At 70.4% G+C, this 25,959-nt stretch carries 20 protein-coding genes and 5 tRNA genes; 13 read left to right on the forward strand and 12 right to left on the reverse strand.

Annotated features, from left to right (window positions below):
• Positions 1–155: 155 nt before the first annotated feature.
• Genes purS through purL form a run of 3 tightly spaced genes read left to right on the forward strand, consistent with a single transcriptional unit; the run spans position 156 to position 3,363 of the window.
• Positions 156–440, forward strand: a complete 285-nt coding sequence (gene purS / locus NMK44_RS19480) for a phosphoribosylformylglycinamidine synthase subunit PurS (protein ID WP_254744803.1) — start codon at positions 156–158, stop codon at positions 438–440.
• Complete coding sequence (gene purQ / locus NMK44_RS19485) at positions 437–1,117, forward strand: phosphoribosylformylglycinamidine synthase subunit PurQ (protein ID WP_254744805.1); 681 nt, start codon at positions 437–439, stop codon at positions 1,115–1,117. The genes purS and purQ overlap by 4 nt, the downstream gene beginning before the upstream one ends.
• On the forward strand, positions 1,114–3,363 hold the full coding sequence (gene purL, locus NMK44_RS19490; RefSeq protein ID WP_254744807.1) for a phosphoribosylformylglycinamidine synthase subunit PurL: 2,250 nt from the start codon (positions 1,114–1,116) through the stop codon (positions 3,361–3,363). Before purQ ends, purL begins: the two co-directional genes overlap by 4 nt.
• 73 nt (positions 3,364–3,436) lie before the next feature.
• Here the strand turns inward: purL and NMK44_RS19495 are convergent, their stop codons facing one another.
• Positions 3,437–3,838 (reverse strand): nuclear transport factor 2 family protein, encoded by a 402-nt coding sequence (locus NMK44_RS19495; RefSeq protein WP_254744809.1) that lies wholly within the window; start codon positions 3,836–3,838, stop codon positions 3,437–3,439.
• Between the two features lie 113 nt (positions 3,839–3,951).
• Between NMK44_RS19495 and NMK44_RS19500 the strand changes: the two genes are divergently transcribed.
• From NMK44_RS19500 to purM, 3 genes are all read left to right on the forward strand, one after another.
• Positions 3,952–4,740, forward strand: a complete 789-nt coding sequence (locus NMK44_RS19500) for a maleylpyruvate isomerase family mycothiol-dependent enzyme (protein ID WP_254744811.1) — start codon at positions 3,952–3,954, stop codon at positions 4,738–4,740.
• Positions 4,741–4,932: 192 nt separating this feature from the next.
• Positions 4,933–6,492, forward strand: a complete 1,560-nt coding sequence (purF, locus tag NMK44_RS19505; protein WP_254744813.1) for an amidophosphoribosyltransferase — start codon at positions 4,933–4,935, stop codon at positions 6,490–6,492.
• Between the two features lie 42 nt (positions 6,493–6,534).
• Positions 6,535–7,611, forward strand: coding sequence for a phosphoribosylformylglycinamidine cyclo-ligase (gene purM, locus NMK44_RS19510; RefSeq protein ID WP_254744815.1), 1,077 nt, complete (start codon positions 6,535–6,537; stop codon positions 7,609–7,611).
• Between the two features lie 102 nt (positions 7,612–7,713).
• Here purM and NMK44_RS19515 read toward each other — a convergent pair whose 3' ends face one another.
• Positions 7,714–7,968: a DUF3073 domain-containing protein gene (locus NMK44_RS19515; RefSeq protein ID WP_176181587.1), complete on the reverse strand. Its 255-nt coding sequence runs from the start codon at positions 7,966–7,968 to the stop codon at positions 7,714–7,716.
• Positions 7,969–8,333: 365 nt separating this feature from the next.
• On the reverse strand, positions 8,334–9,491 hold the full coding sequence (locus NMK44_RS19520) for a Leu/Phe/Val dehydrogenase (RefSeq protein WP_254744817.1): 1,158 nt from the start codon (positions 9,489–9,491) through the stop codon (positions 8,334–8,336).
• Positions 9,492–9,667: 176 nt separating this feature from the next.
• On the opposite strand from NMK44_RS19520, the gene NMK44_RS19525 reads away from it, so the two are divergent.
• Together NMK44_RS19525 and bldC are read left to right on the forward strand one after the other, a co-directional pair.
• Entirely contained in the window at positions 9,668–10,504 is an 837-nt protein-coding gene (locus tag NMK44_RS19525; RefSeq protein WP_254744819.1) for a DUF8083 family protein, read from the forward strand.
• A gap of 471 nt (positions 10,505–10,975) precedes the next feature.
• Positions 10,976–11,182 carry a developmental transcriptional regulator BldC gene (gene bldC / locus NMK44_RS19530; protein ID WP_003949541.1) on the forward strand — a complete coding sequence of 69 codons (207 nt, stop codon included), beginning with the start codon at positions 10,976–10,978 and terminating at the stop codon, positions 11,180–11,182.
• 464 nt (positions 11,183–11,646) lie between these two features.
• Here bldC and NMK44_RS19535 read toward each other — a convergent pair whose 3' ends face one another.
• From NMK44_RS19535 to hrpA, 3 genes are all read right to left on the reverse strand, one after another.
• On the reverse strand, positions 11,647–11,892 hold the full coding sequence (locus NMK44_RS19535; protein ID WP_254744821.1) for a DUF6274 family protein: 246 nt from the start codon (positions 11,890–11,892) through the stop codon (positions 11,647–11,649).
• Positions 11,893–12,009: 117 nt separating this feature from the next.
• Positions 12,010–12,084: transfer RNA gene (locus NMK44_RS19540), tRNA-Asp, on the reverse strand.
• Positions 12,085–12,335: 251 nt separating this feature from the next.
• Positions 12,336–16,262 carry an ATP-dependent RNA helicase HrpA gene (gene hrpA, locus NMK44_RS19545; RefSeq protein ID WP_254744823.1) on the reverse strand — a complete coding sequence of 1,309 codons (3,927 nt, stop codon included), beginning with the start codon at positions 16,260–16,262 and terminating at the stop codon, positions 12,336–12,338.
• Positions 16,263–16,361: 99 nt separating this feature from the next.
• Between hrpA and NMK44_RS19550 the strand changes: the two genes are divergently transcribed.
• Positions 16,362–17,480, forward strand: a complete 1,119-nt coding sequence (locus tag NMK44_RS19550; RefSeq protein WP_254744826.1) for an ABC transporter permease — start codon at positions 16,362–16,364, stop codon at positions 17,478–17,480.
• Between the two features lie 216 nt (positions 17,481–17,696).
• Here NMK44_RS19550 and NMK44_RS19555 read toward each other — a convergent pair whose 3' ends face one another.
• From NMK44_RS19555 to NMK44_RS19575, 5 genes are all read right to left on the reverse strand, one after another.
• Entirely contained in the window at positions 17,697–18,794 is a 1,098-nt protein-coding gene (locus NMK44_RS19555; protein WP_254744828.1) for a DUF1152 domain-containing protein, read from the reverse strand.
• A 131-nt stretch (positions 18,795–18,925) separates the two neighbouring features.
• Positions 18,926–18,999, reverse strand: a tRNA-Phe gene (locus NMK44_RS19560).
• 4 nt (positions 19,000–19,003) lie between these two features.
• Positions 19,004–19,078, reverse strand: a tRNA-Asp gene (locus tag NMK44_RS19565).
• Positions 19,079–19,375: 297 nt separating this feature from the next.
• Positions 19,376–19,448, reverse strand: a tRNA-Glu gene (locus tag NMK44_RS19570).
• 81 nt (positions 19,449–19,529) lie between these two features.
• On the reverse strand, positions 19,530–21,140 hold the full coding sequence (locus NMK44_RS19575; RefSeq protein ID WP_254744830.1) for a metallophosphoesterase family protein: 1,611 nt from the start codon (positions 21,138–21,140) through the stop codon (positions 19,530–19,532).
• A 172-nt stretch (positions 21,141–21,312) separates the two neighbouring features.
• Between NMK44_RS19575 and NMK44_RS19580 the strand changes: the two genes are divergently transcribed.
• The 4 genes from NMK44_RS19580 (at position 21,313) to NMK44_RS19595 (ending at position 25,265) form a co-directional block, all read left to right on the forward strand.
• Positions 21,313–21,663: a metallopeptidase family protein gene (locus tag NMK44_RS19580; RefSeq protein ID WP_254744832.1), complete on the forward strand. Its 351-nt coding sequence runs from the start codon at positions 21,313–21,315 to the stop codon at positions 21,661–21,663.
• Positions 21,664–21,938: 275 nt separating this feature from the next.
• On the forward strand, positions 21,939–22,550 hold the full coding sequence (locus NMK44_RS19585) for a hypothetical protein (RefSeq protein WP_254744834.1): 612 nt from the start codon (positions 21,939–21,941) through the stop codon (positions 22,548–22,550).
• 301 nt (positions 22,551–22,851) lie between these two features.
• Positions 22,852–25,059, forward strand: coding sequence for a DEAD/DEAH box helicase (locus tag NMK44_RS19590; protein ID WP_254744836.1), 2,208 nt, complete (start codon positions 22,852–22,854; stop codon positions 25,057–25,059).
• Positions 25,060–25,192: 133 nt separating this feature from the next.
• Positions 25,193–25,265, forward strand: a tRNA-Lys gene (locus NMK44_RS19595).
• A gap of 411 nt (positions 25,266–25,676) precedes the next feature.
• Here NMK44_RS19595 and NMK44_RS19600 read toward each other — a convergent pair.
• Positions 25,677–25,883: a DUF397 domain-containing protein gene (locus tag NMK44_RS19600; RefSeq protein WP_254744838.1), complete on the reverse strand. Its 207-nt coding sequence runs from the start codon at positions 25,881–25,883 to the stop codon at positions 25,677–25,679.
• Positions 25,884–25,959 lie beyond the last annotated feature (76 nt).

A 25,959-nucleotide genomic window follows, 5' to 3' on the forward strand; every position in this document is an offset into this window, starting at 1 on the left:
GGTTTACCCGGTTCTTTCCCCAGCCGTTGCCCCTGACGATGCTTAAACGTGACCGAAGGGTTCCCCGTCATGCGATATCTACCCGCGTAGATTTTTCCTCGGGGTAGGCTTGGCGCACCGCCTTACGCACCAGCACCACACCACCGGGAGTGCCAGTGGCACGCGTCGTAGTCGACGTCATGCTCAAGCCGGAGATCCTCGACCCCCAGGGCCAGGCGGTGCAGCGAGCACTGCCCCGCCTCGGATTCGAGGGGATCGCCGACGTCCGTCAGGGCAAGCGCTTTGAACTCGAGGTGGAGGGCCCGGTCGACGACGCCGCCCTCGCCCGTATCCATGAGATCGCCGGGACGTTCCTCGCGAACACCGTGATCGAGGACTTCTCCGTGAAGGTCGAGGTCGGCGACGGTGCCGACAGCACCGCCGTGAAGGCGGAGTCGTGACCGCACGCGTCGGAGTCATCACCTTCCCCGGCACGCTCGACGACCGCGACACCCAGCGCGCGGTCCGCACCGCGGGTCTCGAAGCGGTGCCGCTGTGGCACCGCGACAAGGATCTGAAGCAGGTCGACGCGGTGATCCTGCCGGGCGGCTTCTCCTATGGCGACTATCTCCGCGCCGGAGCGATCTCCCGCTTCTCGCCGGTAATGGAGTCGGTCATCGAGCAGGCGAAGGCCGGTATGCCCGTCCTTGGCATCTGCAATGGCTTCCAGGTACTCACCGAGACCCATCTGCTGCCCGGTGCGATGCTGCGGAACAACCATCTGCACTTCATCTGCCGCGACCAGAAGTTGCGAGTGGAAAACGCCGAGACCGCCTGGACCCGCGCCTACGAGCAGGGCCAGGAGATCAACATCCCGCTGAAGAACATCGACGGCCGTTATGTCGCCGATGAGCGGGTCCTGGATGAACTCGAGGCCGAGGGCCGGGTCGTCTTCCGCTATCAGGAGATGAACCCCAACGGTTCCCTGCGCGACATCGCCGGCATCTCCAATGCGGCGGGCAATGTCGTCGGTCTGATGCCCCATCCCGAGCACGCCGTCGAACCGCTGATCGGCACCGGTCGCACCGACGGTCTCGGATTCTTCACCTCGATCCTCAAGAGGCTGGTCAGCGCATGACCCTGGACACCACGAAGCACGCGGCGCAGACCCCGGACGCCGAGCAGCCCTGGGCCGAGCTCGGGCTCAAGCAGGACGAGTACGCGCGCATCCGCGAGATCCTCGGCCGCCGTCCCACCGGTGCCGAGCTCGCCATGTACTCCGTCATGTGGTCCGAGCACTGCTCGTACAAGTCGAGCAAGGTCCATCTGCGGCAGCTCGGCGAGAAGGCCCCGGAGAACGACGCCCTGCTCGTCGGCATCGGTGAGAACGCGGGCGTGGTCGACATCGGCCAGGGCTATGCGGTCACCTTCAAGGTCGAGTCGCACAACCACCCCTCGTACATCGAGCCCTACCAGGGCGCGGCCACCGGCGTGGGCGGCATCGTCCGCGACATCCTCGCCATGGGCGCCCGCCCGGTCGCCGTGATGGATCCGCTGCGCTTCGGCGCCGCGGACCACCCCGACACCAAGCGGGTGCTGCCCGGTGTGGTCGCGGGCATCGGCGGCTACGGCAACTGCCTGGGGCTGCCCAATATCGGCGGCGAGGTCGTCTTCGACCCCTGCTACCAGGGCAACCCGCTGGTCAACGCCCTGTGCGTGGGTGTGATGAAGCACGAGGACATCCACCTGGCCAAGGCGTCCGGCACGGGCAACAAGGTCATCCTCTACGGCGCCCGCACCGGTGGTGACGGTATCGGCGGCGTCTCCGTGCTGGCCTCGGAGACCTTCGACGATTCAAAGCCCACCAAGCGCCCCGCCGTCCAGGTCGGCGACCCCTTCCAGGAGAAGCTGCTCATCGAGTGCACCCTGGAGATCTTCCGCGAGGACCTGGTCGACGGCATCCAGGACCTCGGCGGCGCCGGGCTCTCCTGCGCCACCAGCGAGCTGGCCTCGGCCGGCTCCGGCGGTATGCGGGTCGAGCTGGACACCGTGCCGCTGCGTGATGCGACGCTCTCGCCCGAGGAGATCCTCATGAGCGAGTCGCAGGAGCGCATGTGCGCCATCGTCGAGCCCGGCAAGGTCGACCGCTTCCTGGAGATCTGCGAGAAGTGGGACGTCATCGCCACGGTGATCGGTGAGGTCACCGACGGCGAGCGGCTGGAGATCTTCTGGCACGGCGAGCAGATCGTCGATGTGCCGCCGCGCACCGTCGCCCACGAGGGCCCGGTCTACGAGCGCCCCTTCGCCCGCCCTGTGTGGCAGGACGCGCTCCAGGCCGATGACGCGGCCAAGCTGCCGCGCCCGGCGACCGGTGAGGAGCTGCGCGCACAGGTGCTCCGGGTGATCTCCTCGCCGAACCAGGCGTCGAAGTCCTGGGTCACCGACCAGTACGACCGCTTCGTGCAGGGCAACACGGTGCTGGCCCAGCCCGAGGACTCCGGCATGGTCCGGGTGGACGAGGAGACCGGTCTGGGTGTCGCCGTCGCCACCGACGGCAACGGCCGCTACGCCAAGCTGGACCCGTACACCGGCGCCCAGCTCGCGCTCGCCGAGTCCTACCGCAATGTGGCGGCGTCCGGTGCCAAGCCGCTGGCGATCTCCGACTGCCTGAACTTCGGCTCGCCGGAGGACCCCGCGGTCATGTGGCAGTTCGCGGAGGCCACCCGCGGTCTCGCGGACGGCTGCCAGATCCTGGGCACTCCGGTGACCGGCGGCAACGTCTCGCTGTACAACCAGACCGGTGAGGTGGCCATCCATCCGACGCCGGTGGTGGCCGTCCTCGGTGTGATCGACGATGTGAACCGCCGCACCCCGATCGCCTTCGCGGAGGAGGGCCAGCTGCTCTACCTCCTCGGGGACACCGCGGAGGAACTGGGCGGTTCGGCCTGGTCCCAGGTGATCCACGACCACCTCGGCGGTATGCCGCCCGCGGTGGACCTGGAGCGTGAGCGGCTGCTCGCCGAGATCCTGATCTCGGCCTCGCGCGACGGCATGGTGGACGCGGCGCACGACCTGTCCGACGGCGGTCTGATCCAGGCGCTGGCCGAGTCCTGCATGCGCGGCGGCAAGGGCGCCCGGATCGTGGTCCCGGACGGGCTCGACCCGTTCGTGCTGCTCTTCTCGGAGTCCGCGGGCCGGGCGGTCGTCTCGGTGCCGCGCAGCGAGGAGGTCCGTTTCAACGACATGTGCGGCGCCCGCGGGCTGCCGGCGGTGCGGATCGGTGTGGTGGACGGCGACGCGATCGACGTCCAGGGCCAGTTCTCGCTCCCGCTGGCCGAGCTGCGGGAGGCGTACGAGGCGACGATCCCGGGTCTGCTGGCCTGATCGGCGCTCTTCCGGACCTGCGTCGCGCGGCCCCGCCCCTTAAGCCGGGGGCTGGGCCGCGCGGTCCTTCCGGTCACCTCCAGTAGGCGTTGAGCGCGTCGATGTCCTCCACGCACTCGTCGATGTCGGAGATCTTCCCGCCGATGACGGTGATGAACTGGGCGGCCTTCATGTCGAAGGAGCGGCTGCCGTCCGCGCTGCGCGCGCGGTACCGGTAGCCGAAGATCACATGGCCGCGGCCGTCGGCGGTCAGCATCTCGGGTTCGATCGCCTTGCTGCTGCCGTCCGGGCTGCCCCACTGCCGGTACAGCCGGATACACGCCTCCAGGCCCTTGTGGTGCCCGGACATCGTGTTGTCACCGGGTACGTGGTGGACGACGTCGGAGGTCATGAACGTCGACAGGGTGTCCATGTCACCTCGGATGAACGCCTCGAAGGCGCGCCGCACCAGGGCACAATCCGGGTGCTCAGCCATGGCAATTCACACCTTTCGCATTGATAGATAGATTTCTGCCCTGTTTCCCCCGCTCTTCTCCATCGTCGGCCGACCCTGCCCCGCTGTCCACGGCGCTCGATAGGCTCGGCGCCATGCCGACCCGTGCCCGCGCCCGCACCTATGACTCCGCCAGGATCCGCGCCGCCGTGACCACGCAGCTTCGCCAGGTGCGCCAGGCCGCGGCCGGACTGGACGAGGAGGGTCTCCGGGCCCCGACCCGGCTCGGCGACTGGACCGTGCGCGAGCTGCTGACCCATGTGGCGGCCACCGTGGACGCGGTCGCCCGGCTGCTGGAGGCCCCCGCGCCGCCCGCCCAGGAGGCCGGGGTGAACGACTATGCGGCGGCTGTCGCGTCGTTCGCCGGGGCGGTCGACGAGGGCACCCGCAAGGCGGCACGGGACGCGGACCCGCTGGTGCTGCTGGAGCGGGCCGAGCACCGGTTCGCCGAGCTGGCCGCCGTGGCGCCGGGGGACCGGCTGCTGGCGGTGCCGCTGGGGGCCATGCGGCTGGACGACTTCCTGGTGACCCGCTGTGTGGAGCTGGTCGTGCACTCCGACGACCTGGCCGACGCCCTCGGCACCCCGGTGCCCTGCGACCGCCAGGCGATGGCCGCGGCCGTTCGGATGCTGGCCGATGCCCTCGCGGCGAAGGCGCCCGGTGGTTCGGTCGAGGTCCGGATCCCGCCGTATGCGGTGGTCCAGTGCGTCGAGGGGCCCCGGCACACCCGCGGCACCCCGCCCAACGTGGTGGAGACCGATCCGCTGACCTGGGTGCGGCTGGCCACCGGCCGCACCGGCTGGGCCCGGGCGCTGGACGCCGCCGAGGTGTCGGCCGGCGGTGAGCGGGCCGATCTCACGGACCTTCTCCCGGTCCTGGCCTAGACCCCGCTCAGAGGCCGTCCGGCCTGTTCGCGGCAGATGTGACCGATGCCCCACTCACCCCGGTCCCACCCCGTCGTTCCCTGGTGGGAGCGGGGTCCGGCACCCCTGGGAAGGGCCGGGCGAATGTGACATACACCCCGGGGGCCGGTCCCTCGTTCGGACGTGCCCGGGAACTGTCCTAGACTCGATGCCGTGCCACGTGGTGACGGACGACTCAGCCACGACCTGCTCCCCGGTGAGAAGGGCCCCCAGGACGCTTGCGGCGTCTTTGGAGTCTGGGCACCGGGTGAAGAGGTCGCCAAACTCACCTATTTCGGGCTGTATGCGCTGCAGCACCGTGGACAGGAGTCCGCGGGCATCGCGGTGAGCAACGGCTCCCAGATCCTCGTCTTCAAGGACATGGGCCTGGTCTCACAGGTCTTCGACGAGACATCCCTCGGCTCCCTGCTGGGCCATATCGCGGTGGGCCATGCCCGCTACTCCACCACCGGAGCCTCGGTGTGGGAGAACGCGCAGCCGACCTTCCGGGCGACCGCCCACGGCTCCATCGCGCTCGGCCACAACGGCAACCTGGTCAATACGGCCGAGCTCGCCGAGATGGTCGCGGCCCTGCCCCGGGACGGCGGCCGGGCCACTCAGGTCGCGGCGACCAACGACACCGACCTCGTCACGGCCCTCCTCGCGGGCCAGGCCGACGAGGACGGCAAGCCGCTGACCGTCGAGCAGGCCGCCCCGATCGTCCTGCCCCGCGTCAAGGGCGCTTTCAGCCTCGTCTTCATGGACGAGCAGACGCTCTATGCCGCCCGTGACCCGCAGGGCATCCGCCCGCTGGTCCTCGGCCGCCTCGAGCGCGGCTGGGTGGTGGCGTCGGAGTCCGCCGCGCTGGACATCGTGGGAGCGTCCTTCATCCGGGAGATCGAGCCCGGTGAGATGGTCGCCATCGACGAGAACGGGCTGCGGTCCACGACCTTCGCCGAGGCCCGCCCCAAGGGCTGCGTCTTCGAGTACGTCTACCTGGCCCGCCCCGACACCGACATCGCCGGGCGGAACGTCTACCTCTCCCGGGTCGAGATGGGCCGCAAGCTGGCGGCCGAGGCCCCGGCCGACGCCGACCTGGTCATAGCGACGCCCGAGTCCGGCACCCCCGCCGCCGTCGGCTACGCCGAGGCCAGCGGAATTCCGTACGGCTCCGGACTGGTCAAGAACAGCTATGTGGGCCGGACCTTCATCCAGCCCTCGCAGACCATCCGCCAGCTCGGCATCCGCCTCAAGCTGAACCCCCTCAAGGAGGTTATCCGCGGCAAGCGCCTGGTGGTCGTCGACGATTCGATCGTCCGCGGCAACACCCAGCGCGCCCTGGTGCGGATGCTGCGCGAGGCCGGGGCCGCCGAAGTGCACATCCGCATCTCGTCGCCGCCCATCAAGTGGCCGTGCTTCTTCGGCATCGACTTCGCCACCCGCGCCGAGCTGATCGCCAACGGCCTCTCGGTCGAGGAGATCGGCAAGTCGCTGGGCGCCGATTCGCTGTCGTACATCTCCATCGACGGCATGATCGAGGCGACGACCATCGCCAAGCCGAACCTCTGCCGCGCCTGCTTCGACGGCGAGTACCCGATGGATCTGCCGGACCCCGAGCTGCTGGGCAAGCACCTGCTGGAGTCCGAGACCCAGGCCGCCGCCAGTGCCGACGCCGACGGTGTGCGGACGCTGACCGCCGGGGTCGGCGGCGCCGACGCGCTCCGCCGCCCGTAGGCCCGTCCGCCTGCCCTCCCCGATAGGAAAGATCTCAACGCCATGACACCCCGGTCCGAGTTCGGGTCCACCTACGCCGCCGCGGGCGTCGACATCGAGGCGGGCGACCGCGCCGTCGAGCTCATGAAGGAGTGGGTGAAGAAGGCGTCCCGACCCGAGGTCGTGGGCGGTCTCGGCGGGTTCGCCGGACTCTTCGACGCCTCCGCGCTGGCCCGCTACGAGCGTCCGCTGCTGGCCTCCGCCACCGATGGCGTGGGCACCAAGGTGGACATCGCGCGCCGAATGGGCGTCTACGACACCATCGGCCACGACCTGGTCGGCATGGTCGTCGACGACCTCGTGGTGTGCGGCGCCGAGCCGCTGTTCATGACCGACTACATCTGCGTCGGCAAGGTCTACCCCGAGCGGGTCGCCGCCATCGTCAAGGGCATCGCCGAGGGCTGCTCGCTCGCGGGCTGCGCCCTGGTGGGCGGCGAGACCGCCGAGCACCCCGGGCTGCTGGCCGCCGATGACTTCGATGTCGCCGGTGCCGGTACGGGCGTGGTCGAGGCCGACCGGGTGCTGGGCGCGGACCGTATCCGAACGGGTGATGTCGTCATCGCCATGAAGTCCTCCGGACTTCACTCGAACGGGTACTCACTGGTCCGTCATGTGCTCTTCGACAAGGCCGGCTGGACGCTCGACCGCGAGGTGCCGGAGTTGGGCCGCACCCTCGGCGAGGAACTGCTCGAGCCCACCCGGATCTATGCGCTGGACTGTCTGGCCCTGACCCGCACCACCGAGGTGCACGCCTTCTCGCACATCACCGGCGGCGGGCTGGCCAGCAACCTGGCCCGGGTGATCCCGGACGGCCTGCGCGCGGTGGTCGACCGTTCGACCTGGACCCCGGGTCCGGTGTTCGGGCTGGTGGGCGAGGCCGGTTCGGTCGAGCGGCTGGAGCTGGAGAAGACCCTCAACATGGGCGTCGGCATGATGGCCGTCGTCCCTGCCGAGTCGGTGGATGTGGCACTGGCCACATGCGCGGACCGCGGGATGGACGCCTGGGTCAGCGGCGAGATCCTCGACCGCGCGGCAGGCGAGACCGAAGCGGTGACGCTGACCGGTGACTACGCGAGCTGAGCGGGCCCCGCGCACTGCGCGGGCAGCACAGAAGCCGGTCCGAGGCGAGGGCCCCGGACCGGCGGAGGTGCGGCGAAAAGCCGGACGCCTGGAACGAGTGGTTCAGGCGCGGCGACGCTGCGGGGACGGATCCGACTGTTCGTCGTCCTCGTCCTCATCGTCGTTGTACAGATCCGCGTACTGTGCGTACGGGTCGTCGTCCAGCTCATCGTCCTCGAACGGCTCGCCATTCGGCGGCTGGCTCGATGTCGATGCGCCCAGCTCCTCGGCCAGGCGTGAGAGGTCAGTCCCACCGCTGTTGTACTTCAGCTGGCGGGCGACCTTCGTCTGCTTGGCCTTGGCCCGGCCGCGCCCCATGGCTCGACCCCCTCAACGACGGGGCTCGACGGCCCCAGAGTCTTGACACGCGTTCACGTTCATCACTTGGAGCGGACTCCCCTGGGAGAGACCGGTCCGTAGGGCTTCAACGGTACCTGCTTCTGTGGCCATACGGTACGTCGCCCGCATGACGTGCCACGAGGCATGACCGTCGGGGAGCCCTTTCCCCGCTGGTCAGCTGCGATTTTAACGCGTCTTGTGCGCCGACCCGCCGACGGGCCGTGAGGGATCTCTCGTCGACGGCTCCGCGGGGGCTCTCGCGGCCCCGCGCGTATCCGTCCCGAAGGACCCCGCACGGCCTGTCCGGGCGGTCCTCAGCGGCTTCCCAGCGCTTTCCCGGACCCTCAGGCGCTTGCGCGGCCCTCGGCCATCCGGTGCTCCGCCAGACGGTCGGCGGCCGCGGCGGGCGGAATGCCGTCGGTCTTTGCCCGATCGAATATGGCCAAAGTCGTATCGAAGATCTTGGCGGCCTTGGCCTTCGCCCGGTCGAAGTCGAAACCGTGCAACTCGTCGGCCACCTGGATCACGCCACCCGCGTTCACCACGTAGTCCGGTGCGTAGAGGATCCCGCGGTCGGCGAGGTCCTTCTCCACACCCGGGTGCGCGAGCTGGTTGTTGGCCGCTCCGCACACCACCTTCGCGGTCAGCACCGGCACCGTGTCGTCGTCGAGCGCGCCGCCGAGCGCGCAGGGCGCGTACACATCGAGGTCCGCGCGGATCAGCGCGTCGGTGTCGGGGACGGCCTGGACCCGCGGGTGACGGGCCAGCACCTGGTCGACCGACTCGTTGCGCACATCGGTCACCACGACCTCGGCGCCGTCCACGAGGAGGTGCTCCACCAGGTGGTGGCCGACCTTGCCGACGCCCGCGATACCGACCCGGCGGCCGCTCAGGGTGGGCGCGCCCCAGGACGCCTGGGCGCTGGCCCGCATGCCCTGGAAGACACCGAAGGCGGTGAGCACGGAGGAGTCGCCGGCGCCGCCGTTCTCGGGCGAGCGGCCGGTGGTCCAGGGGCACTCGCGGGAGACCACGTCCATGTCGGAGACATAGGTGCCGACATCGCAGGCGGTCACGTAACGGCCGCCGAGGGAGGCCACGAAGCGTCCGTAGGCCAGCAGCAGGGCCTCGGTCTTGATCTCATCGGGATCGCCGAGGATCACTGCCTTGCCGCCACCGTGGTCGAGACCGGCCAGCGCGTTCTTGTAGGACATGCCGCGGGCGAGGTTGAGCGCGTCGAGGACCGCCGCTTCCTCGGGGTTCTCCTCGGAGCCGTAGGCATGGAAACGGGTGCCGCCCAGGGCCGGGCCCAGGGCGGTGGAGTGGATGGCGATGACGGCCTTCAGACCGCTCTCCCGGTCCTGGCAGAGCAGGACCTGCTCATGTCCGCCCAGGTCGGACCGGAACAGTATCGAGAGCGGGGTCAGAGGGTTCGGCACGCGACTTACCGTCGGACCGTCGGCGCTGACGGTGTGACGTACGTCGGTCACGGTGGTGACTCCCATAGGTCGGGGTAGATGCCCTCCTTGCTGGTGGGGAGGGCCGATGGGCAAGAGGGTAAGCCCTGGGCGGCCGGCGGATCGCTCATGTCCACGACGAGTCCGCATGGCGGTCATGGGACGATGCGGTCAGCCGGGTGCAGACAACTCCTGGCGGTGGTCTCAGCCTTGAGGGAGCGCGAGTGACCTTGGCGTCTTCGGTGATTGTCCCGTATGCGGCGTATCTCCGGGTCTATGAACCACTGGCTGCTTTTCCCGAGCCGGAGCGGTCGCACTGGGCGCGCTATGCCAAACGGGACGACATCCCGGGCGCGCAGGACGAGCTGCGCCGCTCACTGGCCGATCTGCTGCCGGTGCCCCCGGTCGCGGTGCCCGTGCACGAGAGCGCGGACGCCTTCGTGGCGGTCGTGGACGGCGTCACCTGCGTCTGCCCCTGGCGGACGCGGCTGCGCGGCTGGCTGGCCCTGGAGGAGCTGTCCGAGCAGCTCCCGGGTCCGCTGCTGGACGCGGTGCTGCCCCCGGTGGTGCGGCGCCAGGCGGCCTCCGACTACGAGCAGTGGCTGGAGCGCAACCCGGACGCCCGGCCCTGGATCCGCACCGCGACCTGGCACGTTCCGGTGCGCTGGTTCGTGCTCTTCGCGGACGGTGAGCGCGAGTACACCAAGGGTGACGGCGGTCCGCTGATGCGCTACCGGACCCCAATGGTCCAGGCCAGGAGGCGGGTCGCGCGTGGCCTTAAAGTACTGAAGGAATCCCTCGGTGAGGGACCGCTGATCGACGGCCTGATGGATGTCGGCCGGTGGCTCGAGGAATTCCACCCCCGGTCCCTGGTCGAGCTGGACTACGGCGGTCTGGTGCACGCGCTGCCCGCCGGACATCTGGAGGACGACCGCTCGGCCGCGGACGTGGCCGAAGGGCTCGCGGCGCTGCGCGACGGCGACGGGGAGCGGGCGGGAAGCGTCTATGAGCGGCTGACCGACCGGTGGACCGATGTACGCGGACGGCAGCACGCGAGTTGAACGCGGGCCGGGCCGGAGAGTACATGGGGACGATGGTCCCGATCCGGGCCATTGCCTCAATCGTGACCTAAAGCACTGACTTCGGGCCTTGCGGCAATCCCCCACCCTCGTGTCAAAATAGGACAAGGAGTCCGGGAAGGGCTCCTTCCGCCTAAGTATGGGCGGATTCTTCGGTATTGCACTCCTTGATGGATCTGGTGCCCCCTGATCCTGTTGTGACTGATCGTCACGGACGCGTGACTGTCCGTTATGGCATGGTCCATCGGCTTCCGTCGAGGTTGAACACCTGAGAGGGCAATTCCATCGGTTTGGCCGACGGGGCTGGACAGATGGTGTAGTTGTAGTGCCGAGGACAAGCCGTTCGTCCTATAACCGACTCGGCCCGCGTCTGCCATTTCGGGCAACGTGGGTCAAGGTGCAGAATTTAGAGGAAAGAACCGTGATGGTTCGGTTCTCCCGAGGAGGCCGCTCATGACCGCTCGCACCCCTGATGCCGAGCCGCTGCTGACCCCGGCTGAGGTTGCCACGATGTTCCGCGTGGACCCGAAGACGGTCACGCGCTGGGCGAAGGCAGGCAAGCTCACGTCCATCCGCACGCTCGGAGGGCATCGGCGCTACCGCGAAGCGGAGGTCCGTGCACTTCTGGCGGGCATCCCGCAGCAGCGCAGCGAGGCCTGAACAACCGCATAACCGGGCATTTCCGGGCCCCCCAGCCCGGTTTTCGCCTGTAATGGCTCCACACGACGGGTGCCTGCCCCAACAGGCCAATCACCGCTCGACATGGGTGCGTCGTCGATCGCGCTGGACTCCGCCGGGTCCAGCGCGATCTTTTTTGTGTCCGCTTCCCGGTACCCCGGAGGCCCCGAGGCGGGGTTGCGGACCGGGGGATGATGGGTCTCCCGGAGGTGTCGCCGAGTGTCGTCGCACCCTCCCGGGGGGTGCCGGTCCGGGCCGGTCGGGCGGTCCCGGAGGGGCTCCGGCGGCGCCTCGGACAGAGGGTGCAATTGCACATATTAAATTGACCCGTTGTGAGCGGGGCATAAGTTCCGCCCCGACGGAAACCCATGCGGTGACTCCCGTCACACTATTGGGTACTTGTTTCTGCCCTTACCGCTGCGGTAATGGGCAACTGCGGTAAGGGCTTACCGAGTTGAGGACGGAGCTGAAGACTCCGCTTCTCGGCCGGGCTCCCGCGCCGCCGGGTCCGCCGGAGCCGGCGGCTCCTCCCGGACCGCATCCCGTGCCTCACCGGCCGCCGTCGGCTCCATCGCCAGCCGCAGCAGCCGATGGCAGATCGGGCAGTGCCGGGTCAGATGGCGGTAGCCCGTCGAGGCCGCCAGATGGGCGCGCAGCAGCGCCCTCGTCTCATGTTTTGCGGACGCCGTCATACGCCGCACCTCCCGCGCGCCCCCACACACCTTCCTGACCTGGGTACCTCCGGCCGCGGGGGGCAGTCAAGATGCCAAAAGGCCCGGATCCACTGGGGATCCGGGCCTTCTGCGATGCGGTCCTGACGGGATTTGAACCCGCGGCCTCCACCTTGACAGGGTGGCGAGCACTCCAAACTGCTCCACAGGACCAACAGTGACGCCTACGGACTGGCCGTGTGCGCCGCGCTGGTGTGCGCTTGCGTCCCAGACTCTACAGCAGGTCAGGGGGTGCGGTCGAACTCGTTCCCGGCGGGCGGCCGACGGGCCCTCGCCGCCCCGGGAAACCGCCGCGGAACGCCCGTCCCGCGGCCTCCCGCGGCCACCCGGGCGGCCGCTCCAGCGGCCCCTGAAGGGCCCTGGGAGCCGCGTGGCGGGCCCGCGCCCGCCGTACGGCCCCGGGCTCACGGAGCCGCCGCGTCGACCGCCTTCACGATGCGCTTGTCGGAGACCGGATAGGCGGTGCCCAGGGCGTGGGCGAAGTAGCTCACCCGCAGCTCCTCGATCATCCAGCGGATCTCCAGCGCCTCCTGGGGCACCGGACGCCCCGCCGGGAACTGCTCCAGCAGCCAGGCGTACTCGTCCTGCATCTCGTGCACCTTGGCCATCCGGGTGCGGTCCCGCTCGGCGTTGCCCGGGAGCTGCTGGAGCCGCCGGTCCACGGCCACCAGGTAGCGCATCAGGTCCGGGAGGCGGCGCACCCCGTGGGCGGTCACGAAACCCGGTGAGACCAGCCGTGAGAGCTGCTCCCGGACGTCCTGGACGGACGACAGCAGCACCGGGCTCGTGGTGGCCTTCAGCCGCCGCTCGCACGACTGCCAGGCCGCCAGCACCTCCTGCACCTTCCGGACGGTGTCCAGCGTGGCGTCCGCGATATCGGCCCGGACCGCGTCGAAGAGTTTGCGGAACGACTCCTCGTCCCATGCCGGCCCGCCGCGCGCCGCGATGAGCCGGTCGGCGGCCGCGGAGACGCAGTCCTCGAAGAGCGCCGCGATGCTGCCGTGCGGGCTGCTGGAGAGTGCCAGCTTGGCCTGGTTGGTCAGCTTCCCCTGGACGAACTTGGCCGGGCTGGACGGCAGCTGGAGCAGGATCAGCCGGCGGGTGCCCCGCCACATCGCCTGCCGCTGCTCGGGCTCGGTGTCGAAGAGCCGCAGCGCCACCGAGGCGCCCTCGTCCACCAGCGCCGGATACGCCTTGACCGGCTGGCCCCCGCGGCGGGTCTCGAAGGTGCGCGGCAGGGAGCCGACCGTCCATGAGGTCAGCCCGCCGCGCTGCTCGATGCCGACGGCCTCCTTCGAGGACTCGAACGCCTTGGAGATCGCGGCCCGGGTCTTCGGCTTCAGCCGCTGCTTGAGCACCTCCAGGTCCTTGTCCTCGGCCAGCTTGCGGCGCCGTTCGTCGACCACCCGGAAGGTGATCTTCAGATGGTCCGGGACCTTCGACCGGTCCCAGTCCTCCGGCTCGATCCGTACGCCCACCATCCGCTGGAGCTCCCGCCCGAGGGCGGTGGTCAGCGGCTCCTGGAGGGGGACAGCGCTTTCCAGGAAGCGCTGGGCGTAGTTGGGCGCCGGGACGTAGTTGCGCCGCACCGGCTTGGGCAGCGACCGGATCAGCTCGGTCGCCAGGTCCTCGCGCAGCCCCGGGATCTGCCAGTCGAACCCGTCCGCGGTGACCTGGTTGAGCACCTGGAGCGGGATGTGGACGGTCACCCCGTCCGCGTCCGCGCCCGGCTCGAACTGGTACGTCACCCGGAACTTGAGGTTTCCCTGCCGCCAGGAGTCCGGATAGGCGTCCTTGGTGACGTCCTGTGCCCGCTCGTTGATGAGCATCGACTTCTCGAAGTTGAGAAGCTCCGGCTCCTCGCGCCGCTTGTGCTTCCACCAGGAGTCGAAGTGCGCTCCGGACACCACGTGTTCGGGGATGCGCTGCTCGTAGAAGTCGAAGAGGGTCTCGTCGTCCACCAGGATGTCGCGGCGGCGGGCCCGGTGCTCCAGCTCCTCCACCTCGCCCAGCAGCTTCCGGTTGTCGTGGAAGAACTGGTGGTGGGTGCGCCAGTCGCCCTCGACCAGGGCATTGCGGATGAACAGATCACGGCAGGTCTCCGGGTCGATCCGGCCGTAGTTGACCTTCCGCTGGGCCACGATCGGCACGCCGTAGAGCGTGACCCGCTCGTACGCCATCACCGCGGCCTGCTTCTGCTCCCAGTGCGGTTCGCTGTATGTGCGCTTGATCAGGTGCTCGGCGAGCGGTTCGATCCACTCGGGCTCGATCTTCGCGTTGACCCGCGCCCAGAGCCGGGAGGTCTCCACCAGCTCGGCCGACATCACCCAGCGCGGCGGCTTCTTGAACAGCGCCGATCCGGGGAAGACCGCGAACTTGGCGCTGCGCGCGCCCACGTACTCGTTCTTCTCGGCATCCTTGAGCCCGATGTGCGACAGCAGCCCGGACAGCAGCGACTGATGGATGTGGTCCGGCGCCGCGTCCTGCTCGGAGAGCTGGATGTCCATGGTCTTCGCGACCGTGCGGAGCTGGCTGTAGATGTCCTGCCACTCGCGTATCCGCAGGTAGTTGAGGAATTCCTGACGGCACATCCGGCGGAACGCGGACGAGGACAGCTCCCGCTGCCGCTCCCGGATGTACTTCCACAGGTTGAGGAAGGCCAGGAAGTCGCTCGACTCGTCCTTGAAGCGGGCGTGCTGCTGGTCGGCCTGCTGCTGTTTGTCGGAGGGGCGTTCGCGCGGGTCCTGGATCGACAGCGCCGCCGCGATCACCATGACCTCGCGCACACAGCCGTTGCGGTCCGCCTCCAGCACCATCCGGGCCAGCCGCGGGTCCACGGGGAGCTGGGCCAGCTTGCGGCCGACCGTGGTCAGCCGCTTCCGCGGATCCTTCTGCGCGCCGTCCAGCGCGTGCAGCTCCTCCAGGAGCTGGACGCCGTCCTTGATGTTGCGCCGGTCCGGCGGGTCGATGAACGGGAACTTCTCGATGTCGCCCAGCCCGGCGGCGGTCATCTGGAGGATGACGGAGGCGAGGTTGGTCCGCAGGATCTCGGCGTCGGTGAACTCCGGGCGGGTGAGGAAGTCGTCCTCGGAGTACAGCCGGACGCAGATGCCGTCGCTGGTACGGCCGCAACGGCCCTTGCGCTGGTTGGCGCTGGCCTGCGAGACCGGTTCGATCGGCAGCCGCTGGACCTTGGTGCGGTGGCTGTAGCGGGAGATCCGGGCGGTGCCCGGGTCGATCACATAGCGGATGCCGGGGACGGTCAGGGAGGTCTCCGCCACGTTGGTGGCCAGCACGATCCGTCTGCCGGTGTGCCGCTGGAAGACCCGGTGCTGCTCGGCGTGGGACAGCCGCGCGTACAGCGGCAGCACCTCGGTGGACCGCAGCCGCTTCTTGTTCAGCGCGTCGGCGGTGTCCCTGATCTCCCGCTCACCGGAGAGGAAGACCAGGATGTCGCCCGGGCCCTCGGCCTGGAGCTCGTCGACCGCGTCGCAGATCGCGGTGATCTGGTCGCGGTCGCTGTCCTCGCCGCCCTCCTCCAGCAGCGGCCGGTAACGCACCTCGACCGGATACGTACGCCCGCTGACCTCGACGATCGGCGCCTCGCCGAAATGGCGGGAGAAGCGCTCGGGGTCGATGGTCGCGGAGGTGATCACGACCTTGAGGTCGGGGCGGCGGGGGAGCAACTGGGCGAGGTAGCCGAGCAGGAAGTCGATGTTGAGGCTGCGCTCATGCGCCTCGTCGATGATGATCGTGTCGTACTGGCGCAGCTCACGGTCGGTCTGGATCTCCGCGAGCAGGATGCCGTCGGTCATCAGCTTGATGTGGGTGTCCTGGCTCACCTGGTCGGTGAAGCGGACCTTCCAGCCGACCGATTCGCCCAGCGGCGTCCCGATCTCCTCGGCGATGCGCTCGGCGACCGTACGGGCGGCGATACGCCGGGGCTGGGTGTGGCCGATGAGCCCCTTCACCCCGCGTCCCAGCTCCAGACAGATCTTGGGGATCTGGGTGGTCTTGCCGGAGCCGGTCTCACCCGCGACGATCACCACCTGGTGATCGCGCACGGCGGCCAGGATGTCGTCCTTCTTCTGGCTGACCGGCAGTTCTTCCGGATAGGTGACGTCCGGTACGGCCGCCCGGCGGTCCGCGACCCGCAGCTCGGCGCGCTCGACCTCCTGGGCGATCTCGCCGAGGACGGCCGTACGGGCCTCGGTCTTGCGGATCCGGCGCGCGCCGTCGAGCCGGCGACCCAGCCGCTGCTGGTCACGCAGCATGAGCTCGGGGAGCCGCTCCAGCAGGGCGGGCAGGGCGGGGGCAGGCGTGGTGGACATACAGACCCCAGGATCTCACCTCCGGAAATCGGCTGGCGAACCATTTCTCTTCAGGCCGTGTTGCGAGCTATGCCCGGGATGCCGCTTTAGCGTGAGCGCATGGCGGATGACACAGCGGACAGGTCGGGAGGTCCGGACCCCGGGCGGCGGCCGCGCTCCGCGGGCGGGGCCGGGGCCGGGACGGGGGCCGCGTCATCGGTCTGGGAGCGCTTCAGGCATTCGGTGTATCTCCCGGCCGCCGTCATCGTGCTGATCATCTCGGCGGGCGCGGGTCTCTTCGCGGGCTCGTACACCTACGCGTTCGCCAACCCCACCCCGCGCCAGATCCCCACCGCGGTGATCCCCAGCGACCGGGGCGACGTCTCGCGGATGGAGTTCATCGGCGGGATGGAGCGGGCGCTCAACGCCTCGCTCCGGCTGCATGAGTACCCCTCGTTCGGCGCCGCCCGCTGGGCCGTGGAGGAACAGAAGGTCTTCGCCGTGCTGCGGGTGCACGACCACGTCGTCGAGCTGGACGTCTCCGCCGCGGCGGGCGCCTCCGTCGCCGAGGTGCTCACCTCGGCCGCGGACAAGGTGGGCCGGGCGGTGGACGTACCGGTCCGGGTCAGGGACCTCAAACCGCTCCAGGAGGGCGATCCGCGCGGCCTCGCGATCTTCTACATCACGCTCGCCGCGGTGATCATCGGCTTCCTGGGCGCGATCCAGCTCAGTGTGAACGCCGCCGGGCTCGGACCGGCCGAACGCGTCGGCTTCATGATCGCGTACTCGCTGCTCGGCGGCTTCGCCATCGCGGCCGTCGTGGACTGGGGGCTGGGCACGCTGGACCTCCCGTTCCTGGAGTCCTGGTCGATCCTGGCCCTGACGATGTTCACGTCAGGGCTGGTCTTCTCGATGTTCAACGTGCTCTTCGGGCGCTGGGCGCTGATCCCGACCTGGGGGCTGATGGTGCTGCTGGGCAACCCCTCCTCGGGCGGCGCGGTCTCCTGGCCCCTGCTGCCGTCCCTCCTGGGCCGGATCGGCCGCTGGCTGCCGCCGGGCGCCTCGGTGAACGCCCAGCACACCGCGGTCTACTTCGGCGAGCATCAGCACGCGTTCCCCTTCCTGGTGCTCGCCGGGTGGTGCGTGCTCTCGGCGGCGGTCTTCTGGGGCTGGCGCTACCGGCACCCGGGCGGACGGCCGCCGAGGGCGACCCCGGAGCGTCCGTCGCGCACGGGGTGACGGCGCGGCGGAGGGGTGCTGTGAAAACAGAAGATCCCCCTCTGCTGTCAGAGGGGGATCTTCACTGGAGCGCCGAGCAGGCCTTGCACCTACATCTCTCGTTTGGAGACGAGCATCTTTCCTTAGACGACCGACGCATCAAACCCCGCCCGCTGGGGCGGCGTTGCGAGATCAACTGTACCCCATTCCGATCATCGGAAGAAAACCGCGCGGTGCTCAGAGCCGCCACAGGGGAGCGGCGTACCGCTCGGGGTGGGCGGCGATCAACAAGGAGCGCAGGGCGGTGCGGTGCTCACCGGGCACTCCGAGGGCCTCGGTGAGACGGCGGAAGGTGGTGTGGGTGATCCCGCGGGCCCGGGCGTCGTCCTCGAACGCGGCCAGCCGCCGCAGTGCCTCGTCGGGGTCGGGCGGCGCGGTGCCGGGGCGGCGCTCCAGCCGGGCGGCCTTCTCCCGTTCGCCGTCGATCTCGGAGTGTCCGAAGAGCTCGCGGCTGTACCGCTCGGCCTCGTCCAGACCGGTGGTCGTGACAATGGCCTGAGCGAGCAGATTGCGTGCGAAGGCGGCGTCGAGGTCGGCCTCGTGGACGGCCGGGGAGCCGTCGGTGAGCGGCACCGCCAGCCCGGCGTCCCGGATCTCGCACAGCCCTCGTTCGCCCCGCGCGGCGGCGATGAGCATGGCGGTGGCCTCCGACGGGTGCCACTCCATGACGCCGTCGACGGGGGTGACCTCCGTCGCCCGCAGGGTGTGGACCACCGGTCCCAGCCGCTCCCGCAGCACCTCCGGCGGAATCTCCCCGTCGAGCCCGGGCCCGGCGACCAGCAGCCGGATCTCCGCGCTGGCCTGGGCGCAGGCGGCGAGCGACAGCGCGTCGCCGAGCGGACTCCGCAACGTCGGCTCATCGCCCCGCGCCACGATGTCGCCGCCCACGTCCAGCAGATCGACGGAGTCCGGGGCCAGCCGCTCCACCAGCTCCTCGAGCTGCCGGATCATGCCCTCGACCCCGTGGTGCGGATCGATCAGCGCGAAGGTGTGCGGAAGCTCCCGGGCGAGCCGGGGCAGTGTGGCCCCGCCCGGCGGTACGGGCACCGCGTCGGCGGGCACGGCGTACACATGGGGCGTCAGCCGTCGCAGCCCGGTGAATCCGGCGGTGCCGCGCGGTCCGGGGAAGGGATCGACGATCAGCCGGTCCCAGGAGTAGCTGAGGATCACCGCCGGTTCGCCTCCGGGGTCGTCCACCCGGTACAGCACGCGGTCGAGTACGGCAGCGGCGACCGCGTCCCCGCCACCACCGCCCGCCACGATCAGCCGCGTCACGCCGCCAGCGTACGGCGCGGCCCCGGTGCCGGCGCGGCGGCGCACGGTCCGCCGGCAACTCCGGTCACGGACAACGAAGAAGCCCCCTCCGGAAGAACCCGGAGGGGGCTTTGCCCTGATGAGGGCTGCGGTGGCTGGGGCCGGGGTCGAACCGGCGACCTTCCGCTTTTCAGGCGGACGCTCGTACCAACTGAGCTACCCAGCCGCAGCGGTCCTGACGGGATTTGAACCCGCGGCCTCCACCTTGACAGGGTGGCGAGCACTCCAAACTGCTCCACAGGACCTTGCGTGTACGAGCACGAGTCTCGCACAGGGTGGGCATGCTTTCCCAACGGGATTTCTCTCGGTGGATTCACATTCCCCGCGACCCTTGCGGAAGGGGCCTTTTCGGGCTCCGCCGCGTCGTTGTCGCTGGATCAGCGTATCAGACCTCGGGGCGTGTTCTGACCGCTCACGGGGCCGGGTGGGGGAGGGGGTGGAAGGGTGCGGAGAAGGGGCTCCGGGCCGTCGGGGCAGGGATGCAAAAAAAGCCGCAGGTCGCCCCGCTATGGGGTCTGACCTGCGGCGATATAGAGAATCTGTGCCCCCAACGGGATTCGAACCCGTGCTACCGCCTTGAAAGGGCGGCGTCCTGGGCCACTAGACGATGAGGGCCGATGGCTCACCTGGGCGCCTGGCGGCGCTTTCGGGGACGCGAGAAGCATATGGGATGCCGGGGAAGTTCGCCAAAACGGTTTACCCGGTGGCGGGTGTCGACGTCGCCCCCGGTGCGTTCTCGGCCGGGAGATGACGACTGACCTCGGCCTTCGACAGACCCAGCCCACCGAGGTCGATCTCGTCCCACGCCTGGAGCCGGTGGGTGTCCCGGTCCAGGTAGAGGACCGACGCCTGGACCTTGTCGGGGTCGCCGTCGTCCACCGCGCGCAGTCCGCTGCCGCCCGTGGAGCCCTCCGTCATCAGCCGGGTGCCGCCCGGCAGGACCTCCGTACGCCGGTGGTGGACGTGGCCGGCGAGGGCGAGCGGGACGGTGCCGTCGGTCTCCCGGGCCGCGTCCGGGTTGTGGGCGAGGGCGAGGTCCACGGGCGGGTCGCCCGCCGCCTCGCGGGCCCGGATGGCGCGGGCCAGCCGTTCGCCCGCGCGGTGCTCGGCCGCGGCGCCGGAGGCGGCGACCGAGCGGTCGGGGGTGAACTGGGGGTCGCCGATGCCCGCGATCCGCAGTCCGCCGACGGTGACCACCCTCCCGTCGTCGACGACATGGACGTTCTTGCGCCGGGCGAGGTGGCGCTGGGTCGTCGCCGAGTCGTGGTTGCCCCGCACCCAGACGTACGGCGCACCGAGTGTGGAGACCGGATCGAGGAAGCCGTTCTCGGCCGCGGTGCCGTGATCCATCGTGTCGCCGGTGTCCACGATCACGTTGATCTTGTACTGCCGGACCAGCGATTCGACGATGTGCCAGGCGGCCGGGTTCAGATGGACGTCCGAGATGTGCAGCACCCGCATGGTCGTCGGATCGGGCTGGTACGCGGGAAGCGTCGAGGTGACCTCGTAAAGCTGCGTGACATTGGTCACCAGCCTGGCCAACTCCTGCTGGTAGACATCGAATTCCGTGACGATGCTGCGCGCGTTGCCGACCACCGACGGTGCGCTGGAGAGCAGTCCGGAGTAGCGCGGCTCCAGCACCGATTTCGGGTTCCAGGTCGCGTACGCGGCGGCGCCGGACGCGGCGAGCAGCGAGAGCGCGAGGCCTCCGGCGGCCAGCGCCCGGCGCGGGCGCCGGTAGACCGCGAGGCCCAGCGCGGTGGCGCCGAAGACGACGGCGGTGCAGGAGCGCACCGCGAGGTCCAGGGTGCCGTGGGCGACATCGCTCGCGACCTCCTCCTGGAGGCCGGAGAGCCGCTCGGGATGATCGACGAGCGCCTCGGAGCGGACCGGGTCCAGCCGGTCCACATCGACGTCCAGCCGTACCGGCGCGTGATGGCTGTCGAGCTCCAGCGCGCCCAGCGGGGACACATTGATCCTGGTTCCGCCGACGAAGGAGGGCCGCAGCGCCATCCGTGTGTCCATGGGGCCGATGGAGGTGTGGACACTGCCGACGACCAGCAGCCCCATCCATGCCCCGATGACGGTCACGACGGCCAGCCCGGCGGCCCGCACCAGCGGCCGGGGGCGGGCGGACGTATCCAGGCCGAGGGGGTGGCCGGGGCGCCCGCGGCGGATGAGGCGTGCGGCGGCGGCAGCGGGGGCGGAAGGGGACGGGTGGCTGCGGTGGCGGCGGAACGGGGAGGGAACCACGGCCCGTGCGCGCTGAGCGGTGGCACGGAGCAGCCGGAGCGGATCGCGGGCCATGGGGCCCGTATGCCCAGCCGCCCGGACCGCATTCCCGGACCGGTGCCCGGCACCGTGTTCGGACGGGTGAGGCGGCCCGGTCGCCGGACGGGATCTTCCGGGATCGTCCGCAGTTCGACGAAGTGGGCCGCGCACCGCGCCTTTCCGGGCCCCGCTGCCCGACAATGGCCACGTGTTGGAGATGACGCGCGAGGAGTTCGAGGAACTGGTCGCCGAAGCGCTGGACCGGATTCCGCCGGAGCTGACCCGGCTGATGGACAACGTCGCCGTGTTCGTGGAGGACGAGCCACCGGCCGACGACCCCGAGCTGCTCGGGTTGTACGAGGGGACGCCGCTCACGGACCGGGGCGAGTGGTACGCGGGCGTGCTGCCGGACCGGATCACCATCTACCGCGGGCCGACGCTGCGGATGAGCGAGACGCGGGAGGAGGTGGTCCAGGAGACGGAGGTGACCGTCGTCCACGAGATCGCCCACCACTTCGGGATCGACGACGAGCGGCTGCACGCCCTCGGCTACGGGTGAGCGACGGCGCGGGCCCGCAGCGCCCCGGGTCCGGCCGTCGGAGCCGGCCCGGGGGACGGACCCGGCCCGGCCGTGCGGCCGGGCTGCTGAGCGTCGTCCCGGCCCCGGTGGGCCCGGCCTCCGCCCCGTAGGGCCGGGCCGCCGCCAGCGCCGCGCCGTGGCCGCGGCGCTTCGTGTATCACTCGTGTACCAGCCGTGCCGGGACGCGTGTCCTGGGCGGGGCGGGGCCAGTTGGGCAGTGCGTCACAGCCCTGCGGCCTGGAGGTGTCCCGCGCATGCCCGGATCCCCCGCTCCCCACACCGACGATCCCTCGCACCGGTCCTCCCGGACCGGCCGTCCGGCGCCCGCCGGACGGGGCGCGTCCCGCGCCGGGCGCACGCCGCGCATGACGGCGCGCGCCGCCGCGGTGGTGAGCCTCGCGGTGGCGGCGATGTCCCTGGGCGGCTGTATGAGCATCTCGGACGACCCCGAGCGGCCGGACAAGCACCGCAGCTCACAGCAGAAGGGCGGGACGGACGAGTCCGGCGGTTCGGTGGTGCGCTCGGGCGGCAAGGGCCATCCGTACCCCGATCACGAGCGGGACGGGAAGCACGGGAAGGACGGGAAGAAGGGCGAGAAGCGGAAGAAGGGCGAGAAGCGCGGGAAGTCGCCGGATGACGCGCCGGACCCGGAGGAGTCGTCCACGCCGTCGTCCGGGAAGAAGAACCACGGCTCGCCCCAGGACCACCCCGAGCCGTCCCCGCCGCCCCAGCCGGGCGGTGACGCGCCCACCGATCCGGCCCCGGAGCCGCACCCCACCACCGCACCGCCGACCGCTTCCGAGCCCAAGCCCACCCCGCCCGAGCCCACCTCCCCGCCGGCCTCCACGGACGCCCCGGCGGGGTGATGGAAATCTCCAGCGGCGCTGGAGCGGCGCCGGAGGCCCGCTGGAGCGCGTGCTGGGCGCGCGCGGAGCACACATCGGCCGAGGTGGCGGGCGAGTGGATCACAATGGGAGCTGATTTGCTCTTGAGGGGTGGGAGTGCGTATGGTGGTAGATCGTTTGATCCCATTTGCCCGGCGCCTCATTGAAGTGCGCCGCGAGGCGCGTTCCTTCCCATCCTGTGGCTGACCGCATTGAGGCGGTTGTTTGCGACTCACACGGAGTTTGGGCGCGTGCCGAGACTCCGGAAGGTTTCGCATTTCGCATGTCCGTTTCCACTGATCACGCCGTCATGCCCGCTCACGACGAGCAGCCCGAGCAGCCCGAGCAGGCTCAGCCGGAGCAGCAGGACCAGCCGCAGGACGAGAAGACCCCCGAGATCACCTTCGCGGACCTCGGGCTCTCCGAGCAGATCGTCCGCAAGCTGGCGCAGAACGGCGTGACCACGCCCTTCCCGATCCAGGCCGCGACCATCCCCGACGCCCTGTCCGGGAAGGACATCCTCGGCCGTGGCCGCACCGGCTCCGGCAAGACCCTCTCCTTCGGCCTCCCGCTGCTGACCACGCTGTCCGGCGGCCACACCGAGAAGAAGCGTCCGCGCGGTCTGATCCTCACCCCGACCCGTGAGCTCGCGATGCAGGTGAGCGACGCGCTCCAGCCGTACGGCGACGTCCTGGGCCTCCGGCTCAAGGTCGTCTGCGGTGGCACCTCGATGGGCAATCAGATCAGCGCCCTGGAGCGCGGTGTCGACATCCTCGTCGCCACTCCGGGCCGGCTGCGCGACATCATCGACCGCGGCGCCGCCTCCCTGGACAAGGTCCAGGTCGCGGTCCTCGACGAGGCCGACCAGATGGCCGACATGGGCTTCCTGCCCGAGGTCACCGAGATCCTCGACCTGGTGCCCAAGGGCGGCCAGCGGCTGCTGTTCTCCGCGACGCTGGAGAACGAGATCGACACGCTGGTCAAGCGCTACCTGGTGAACCCGGTCACCCACGAGGTCGACCCGTCCGCGGGCGCCGTCTCGACCATGACCCACCACGTGCTGGTGGTGAAGCCGAAGGACAAGGCTCCGGTCACCGCCGCCATCGCCGCCCGCAAGGGCCGCACCATCATCTTCGTCCGGACCCAGCTGGGCGCCGACCGCGTCGCCGAGCAGCTCTGCGACGCGGGCGTACGGGCCGACGCGCTGCACGGCGGTATGACCCAGGGCGCCCGCACCCGCACCCTGGCCGACTTCAAGGACGGGTACGTCAACGTGCTCGTCGCGACGGACGTCGCCGCGCGCGGCATCCACGTGGACGGCATCGACCTGGTGCTCAACGTGGACCCGGCCGGTGACCACAAGGACTACCTGCACCGCTCGGGCCGTACCGCCCGCGCGGGCCAGAGCGGCACCGTCGTCTCGCTCGCCCTGCCGCACCAGCGCCGCCAGATCTTCCGGCTCATGGAGGACGCGGGCGTGGACGCCTCCCGCCACATCGTGGGCGGGGCGGGCGCGTTCGACGAGGACGTGGCCCAGATCACCGGCGCCCGCTCGCTCACCGAGGTCCAGGCCGAGGCGGCCGCCAACTCCGCCAAGCAGGCCGAGCGTGAGGTCCAGGACCTCGCCCGGCAGCTCGAGCGGGTCCAGCGGCGCGCCACCGAGCTGCGCGAGGAGGCCGACCGCCTGACGGTGCGCGCGGCGCGTGAGCGCGGCGAGACCGTGACCACCACCGAGGCGGCCCCGGCGGCCGACGCGGCGGGCACGGCCCAGGCGTCCGGAGAGGCGGCCGAGGCCGTCGCGACCGTTCCCGCGCAGCGCACGGACGAGCCCGCGACGGCTCCCGCCGCCGAGTCGGCCGGTGCCGACGACGCGCCGCGCCGTCCGTCGTACGACCGCCGTGACGAGCGGGGCAACTTCGACCGCCGTGACCGCCGCGACGACCGTGGCTTCGGCCGCGACCGCCGTGACGACCGCGGTGACCGTGGTGACCGGGGCGACCGTGGCGGCTTCAACCGGCGCGACGACCGCGGTGGCTTCAACCGCCGTGACGACCGTGGCGAGCGCGGCGACCGTGGCTTCGGCCGGGACCGTCGTGACGACCGTGGTGGCCGTTCCTTCGAGCGCCGTGACGACCGTGGCGGCTTCAACCGCCGCGATGACCGTGGTGGCCGTTCCTTCGAGCGCCGTGACGACCGCGGTGGCTTCAACCGCCGCGATGACCGTGGTGGCCGTTCCTTCGAGCGCCGTGACGACCGTGGCGGCTTCAACCGCCGCGACGACCGTCGTGAGGACCGTCCGGGCCGTCCGTTCGAGCGCCGTGACCACGCCCACCGCGGCGGGGACCGTCCGTTCAACCGGGACCGCCGCGACGAGCGTCCGGCCCGCCGTGACGACCACCGTGGCGGCACCGGCGGCCGGTCCTTCGACCGCTCGCACGACCGCTCCTCCGACCGCCGTGCCGACAAGCCGCGCTGGAAGCGCAACGGCTGATCGGAACGGCTGACCCGGGCGTCCGCCCGGAGCGGCTCGGGGCCGTGCAACACCGCGCTGTTGCACGGCCTTTCGCTCCTGGAGGGTATTGGCTCGGGTCTTGGCCCCCGTCCGGGCTATGCTGCGGGGGTGCGGGTCATTAGCTCAATTGGCAGAGCAGTGGACTTTTAATCCATTGGTTCAGGGTTCGAGCCCCTGATGACCCACCGTTAGAGCCCAGGTCGGAGACCATCCGTCCTGGGTTTCTGCCATTCCGGAGGCCCGTGGAGATCGCTAGCTGGCCCGCTGCTGGCCCGGAAGGAAAACGATCTAGGTTGGCGGGGCGCCGGGGAGGGGCGGGCTGAACTCCCCTTCACCCAGGGGGGATGTGTCCTCAATCACACGAAAGCCCCGCCCGCGCGTCACCGGAGTGACATGCGGGCGGGGCCGACTTCCGCTCAGTGCTCCCGTCGCCGAACTGGGGTACGGGTGGCCGCGTTGCGGCGCGACCACAACCCCCGGCACTTCGGCGGCGCGAGCCCGAAGTGTGCCCCGCACCGAGGACACCACGGCACTCCGCTCTCAGGGTCCGTAGGGCACTCATCGGAACAGCGGGGACACTTCACGGGGTCCTGCTCTCAGGCGCTCAGGTCGTACTCGCCAGCCTTCACGGCGTCGGTCAGCTGCCGCCAGGCATCGGTCGTCATGGTAACGACCTCCCCGGGCCGCTCACTGTCCCGGAGCGCGACGACGCCGGGAACGTTGAGCGCGACCTGCGGGCAGTTGCCCACCTTCTTGTCGCGGCAGAACGCTGTGCTCACGAAGTCGAACGACGGTCCGGCCATGGTGTGTGTCCCTTCGCAGTGCTGCGGGGAGTCGGTCCCCGCGCCGTCTTGCGGCCCGCCCCGGCCGACCGTCCTC

It is taken from the genome of Streptomyces cucumeris (assembly GCF_024295805.1).
GTDB classification, from domain to species: Bacteria; Actinomycetota; Actinomycetes; order Streptomycetales; family Streptomycetaceae; genus Streptomyces; species Streptomyces cucumeris.

Bases quoted from the DNA above. Each gene is read 5' to 3' on its own strand.
- hrpA (WP_254744823.1), bottom strand. From the start codon at position 16,262: ATGTCCACCACGCCTGCCCCCGCCCTGCCCGCCCTGCTGGAGCGGCTC.
- NMK44_RS19550 (WP_254744826.1), top strand. From the start codon at position 16,362: ATGGCGGATGACACAGCGGACAGGTCGGGAGGTCCGGACCCCGGGCGG.
- NMK44_RS19520 (WP_254744817.1), bottom strand. From the start codon at position 9,491: ATGGGAGTCACCACCGTGACCGACGTACGTCACACCGTCAGCGCCGAC.
- NMK44_RS19600 (WP_254744838.1), bottom strand. From the start codon at position 25,883: ATGGCCGGACCGTCGTTCGACTTCGTGAGCACAGCGTTCTGCCGCGAC.
- NMK44_RS19575 (WP_254744830.1), bottom strand. From the start codon at position 21,140: ATGGCCCGCGATCCGCTCCGGCTGCTCCGTGCCACCGCTCAGCGCGCA.
- purL (WP_254744807.1), top strand. From the start codon at position 1,114: ATGACCCTGGACACCACGAAGCACGCGGCGCAGACCCCGGACGCCGAG.
- bldC (WP_003949541.1), top strand. From the start codon at position 10,976: ATGACCGCTCGCACCCCTGATGCCGAGCCGCTGCTGACCCCGGCTGAG.
- NMK44_RS19495 (WP_254744809.1), bottom strand. From the start codon at position 3,838: ATGGCTGAGCACCCGGATTGTGCCCTGGTGCGGCGCGCCTTCGAGGCG.
- NMK44_RS19585 (WP_254744834.1), top strand. From the start codon at position 21,939: ATGCCCGGATCCCCCGCTCCCCACACCGACGATCCCTCGCACCGGTCC.
- NMK44_RS19535 (WP_254744821.1), bottom strand. From the start codon at position 11,892: ATGACGGCGTCCGCAAAACATGAGACGAGGGCGCTGCTGCGCGCCCAT.
- NMK44_RS19515 (WP_176181587.1), bottom strand. From the start codon at position 7,968: ATGGGGCGCGGCCGGGCCAAGGCCAAGCAGACGAAGGTCGCCCGCCAG.
- purM (WP_254744815.1), top strand. From the start codon at position 6,535: ATGACACCCCGGTCCGAGTTCGGGTCCACCTACGCCGCCGCGGGCGTC.
- NMK44_RS19590 (WP_254744836.1), top strand. From the start codon at position 22,852: ATGTCCGTTTCCACTGATCACGCCGTCATGCCCGCTCACGACGAGCAG.
- NMK44_RS19500 (WP_254744811.1), top strand. From the start codon at position 3,952: ATGCCGACCCGTGCCCGCGCCCGCACCTATGACTCCGCCAGGATCCGC.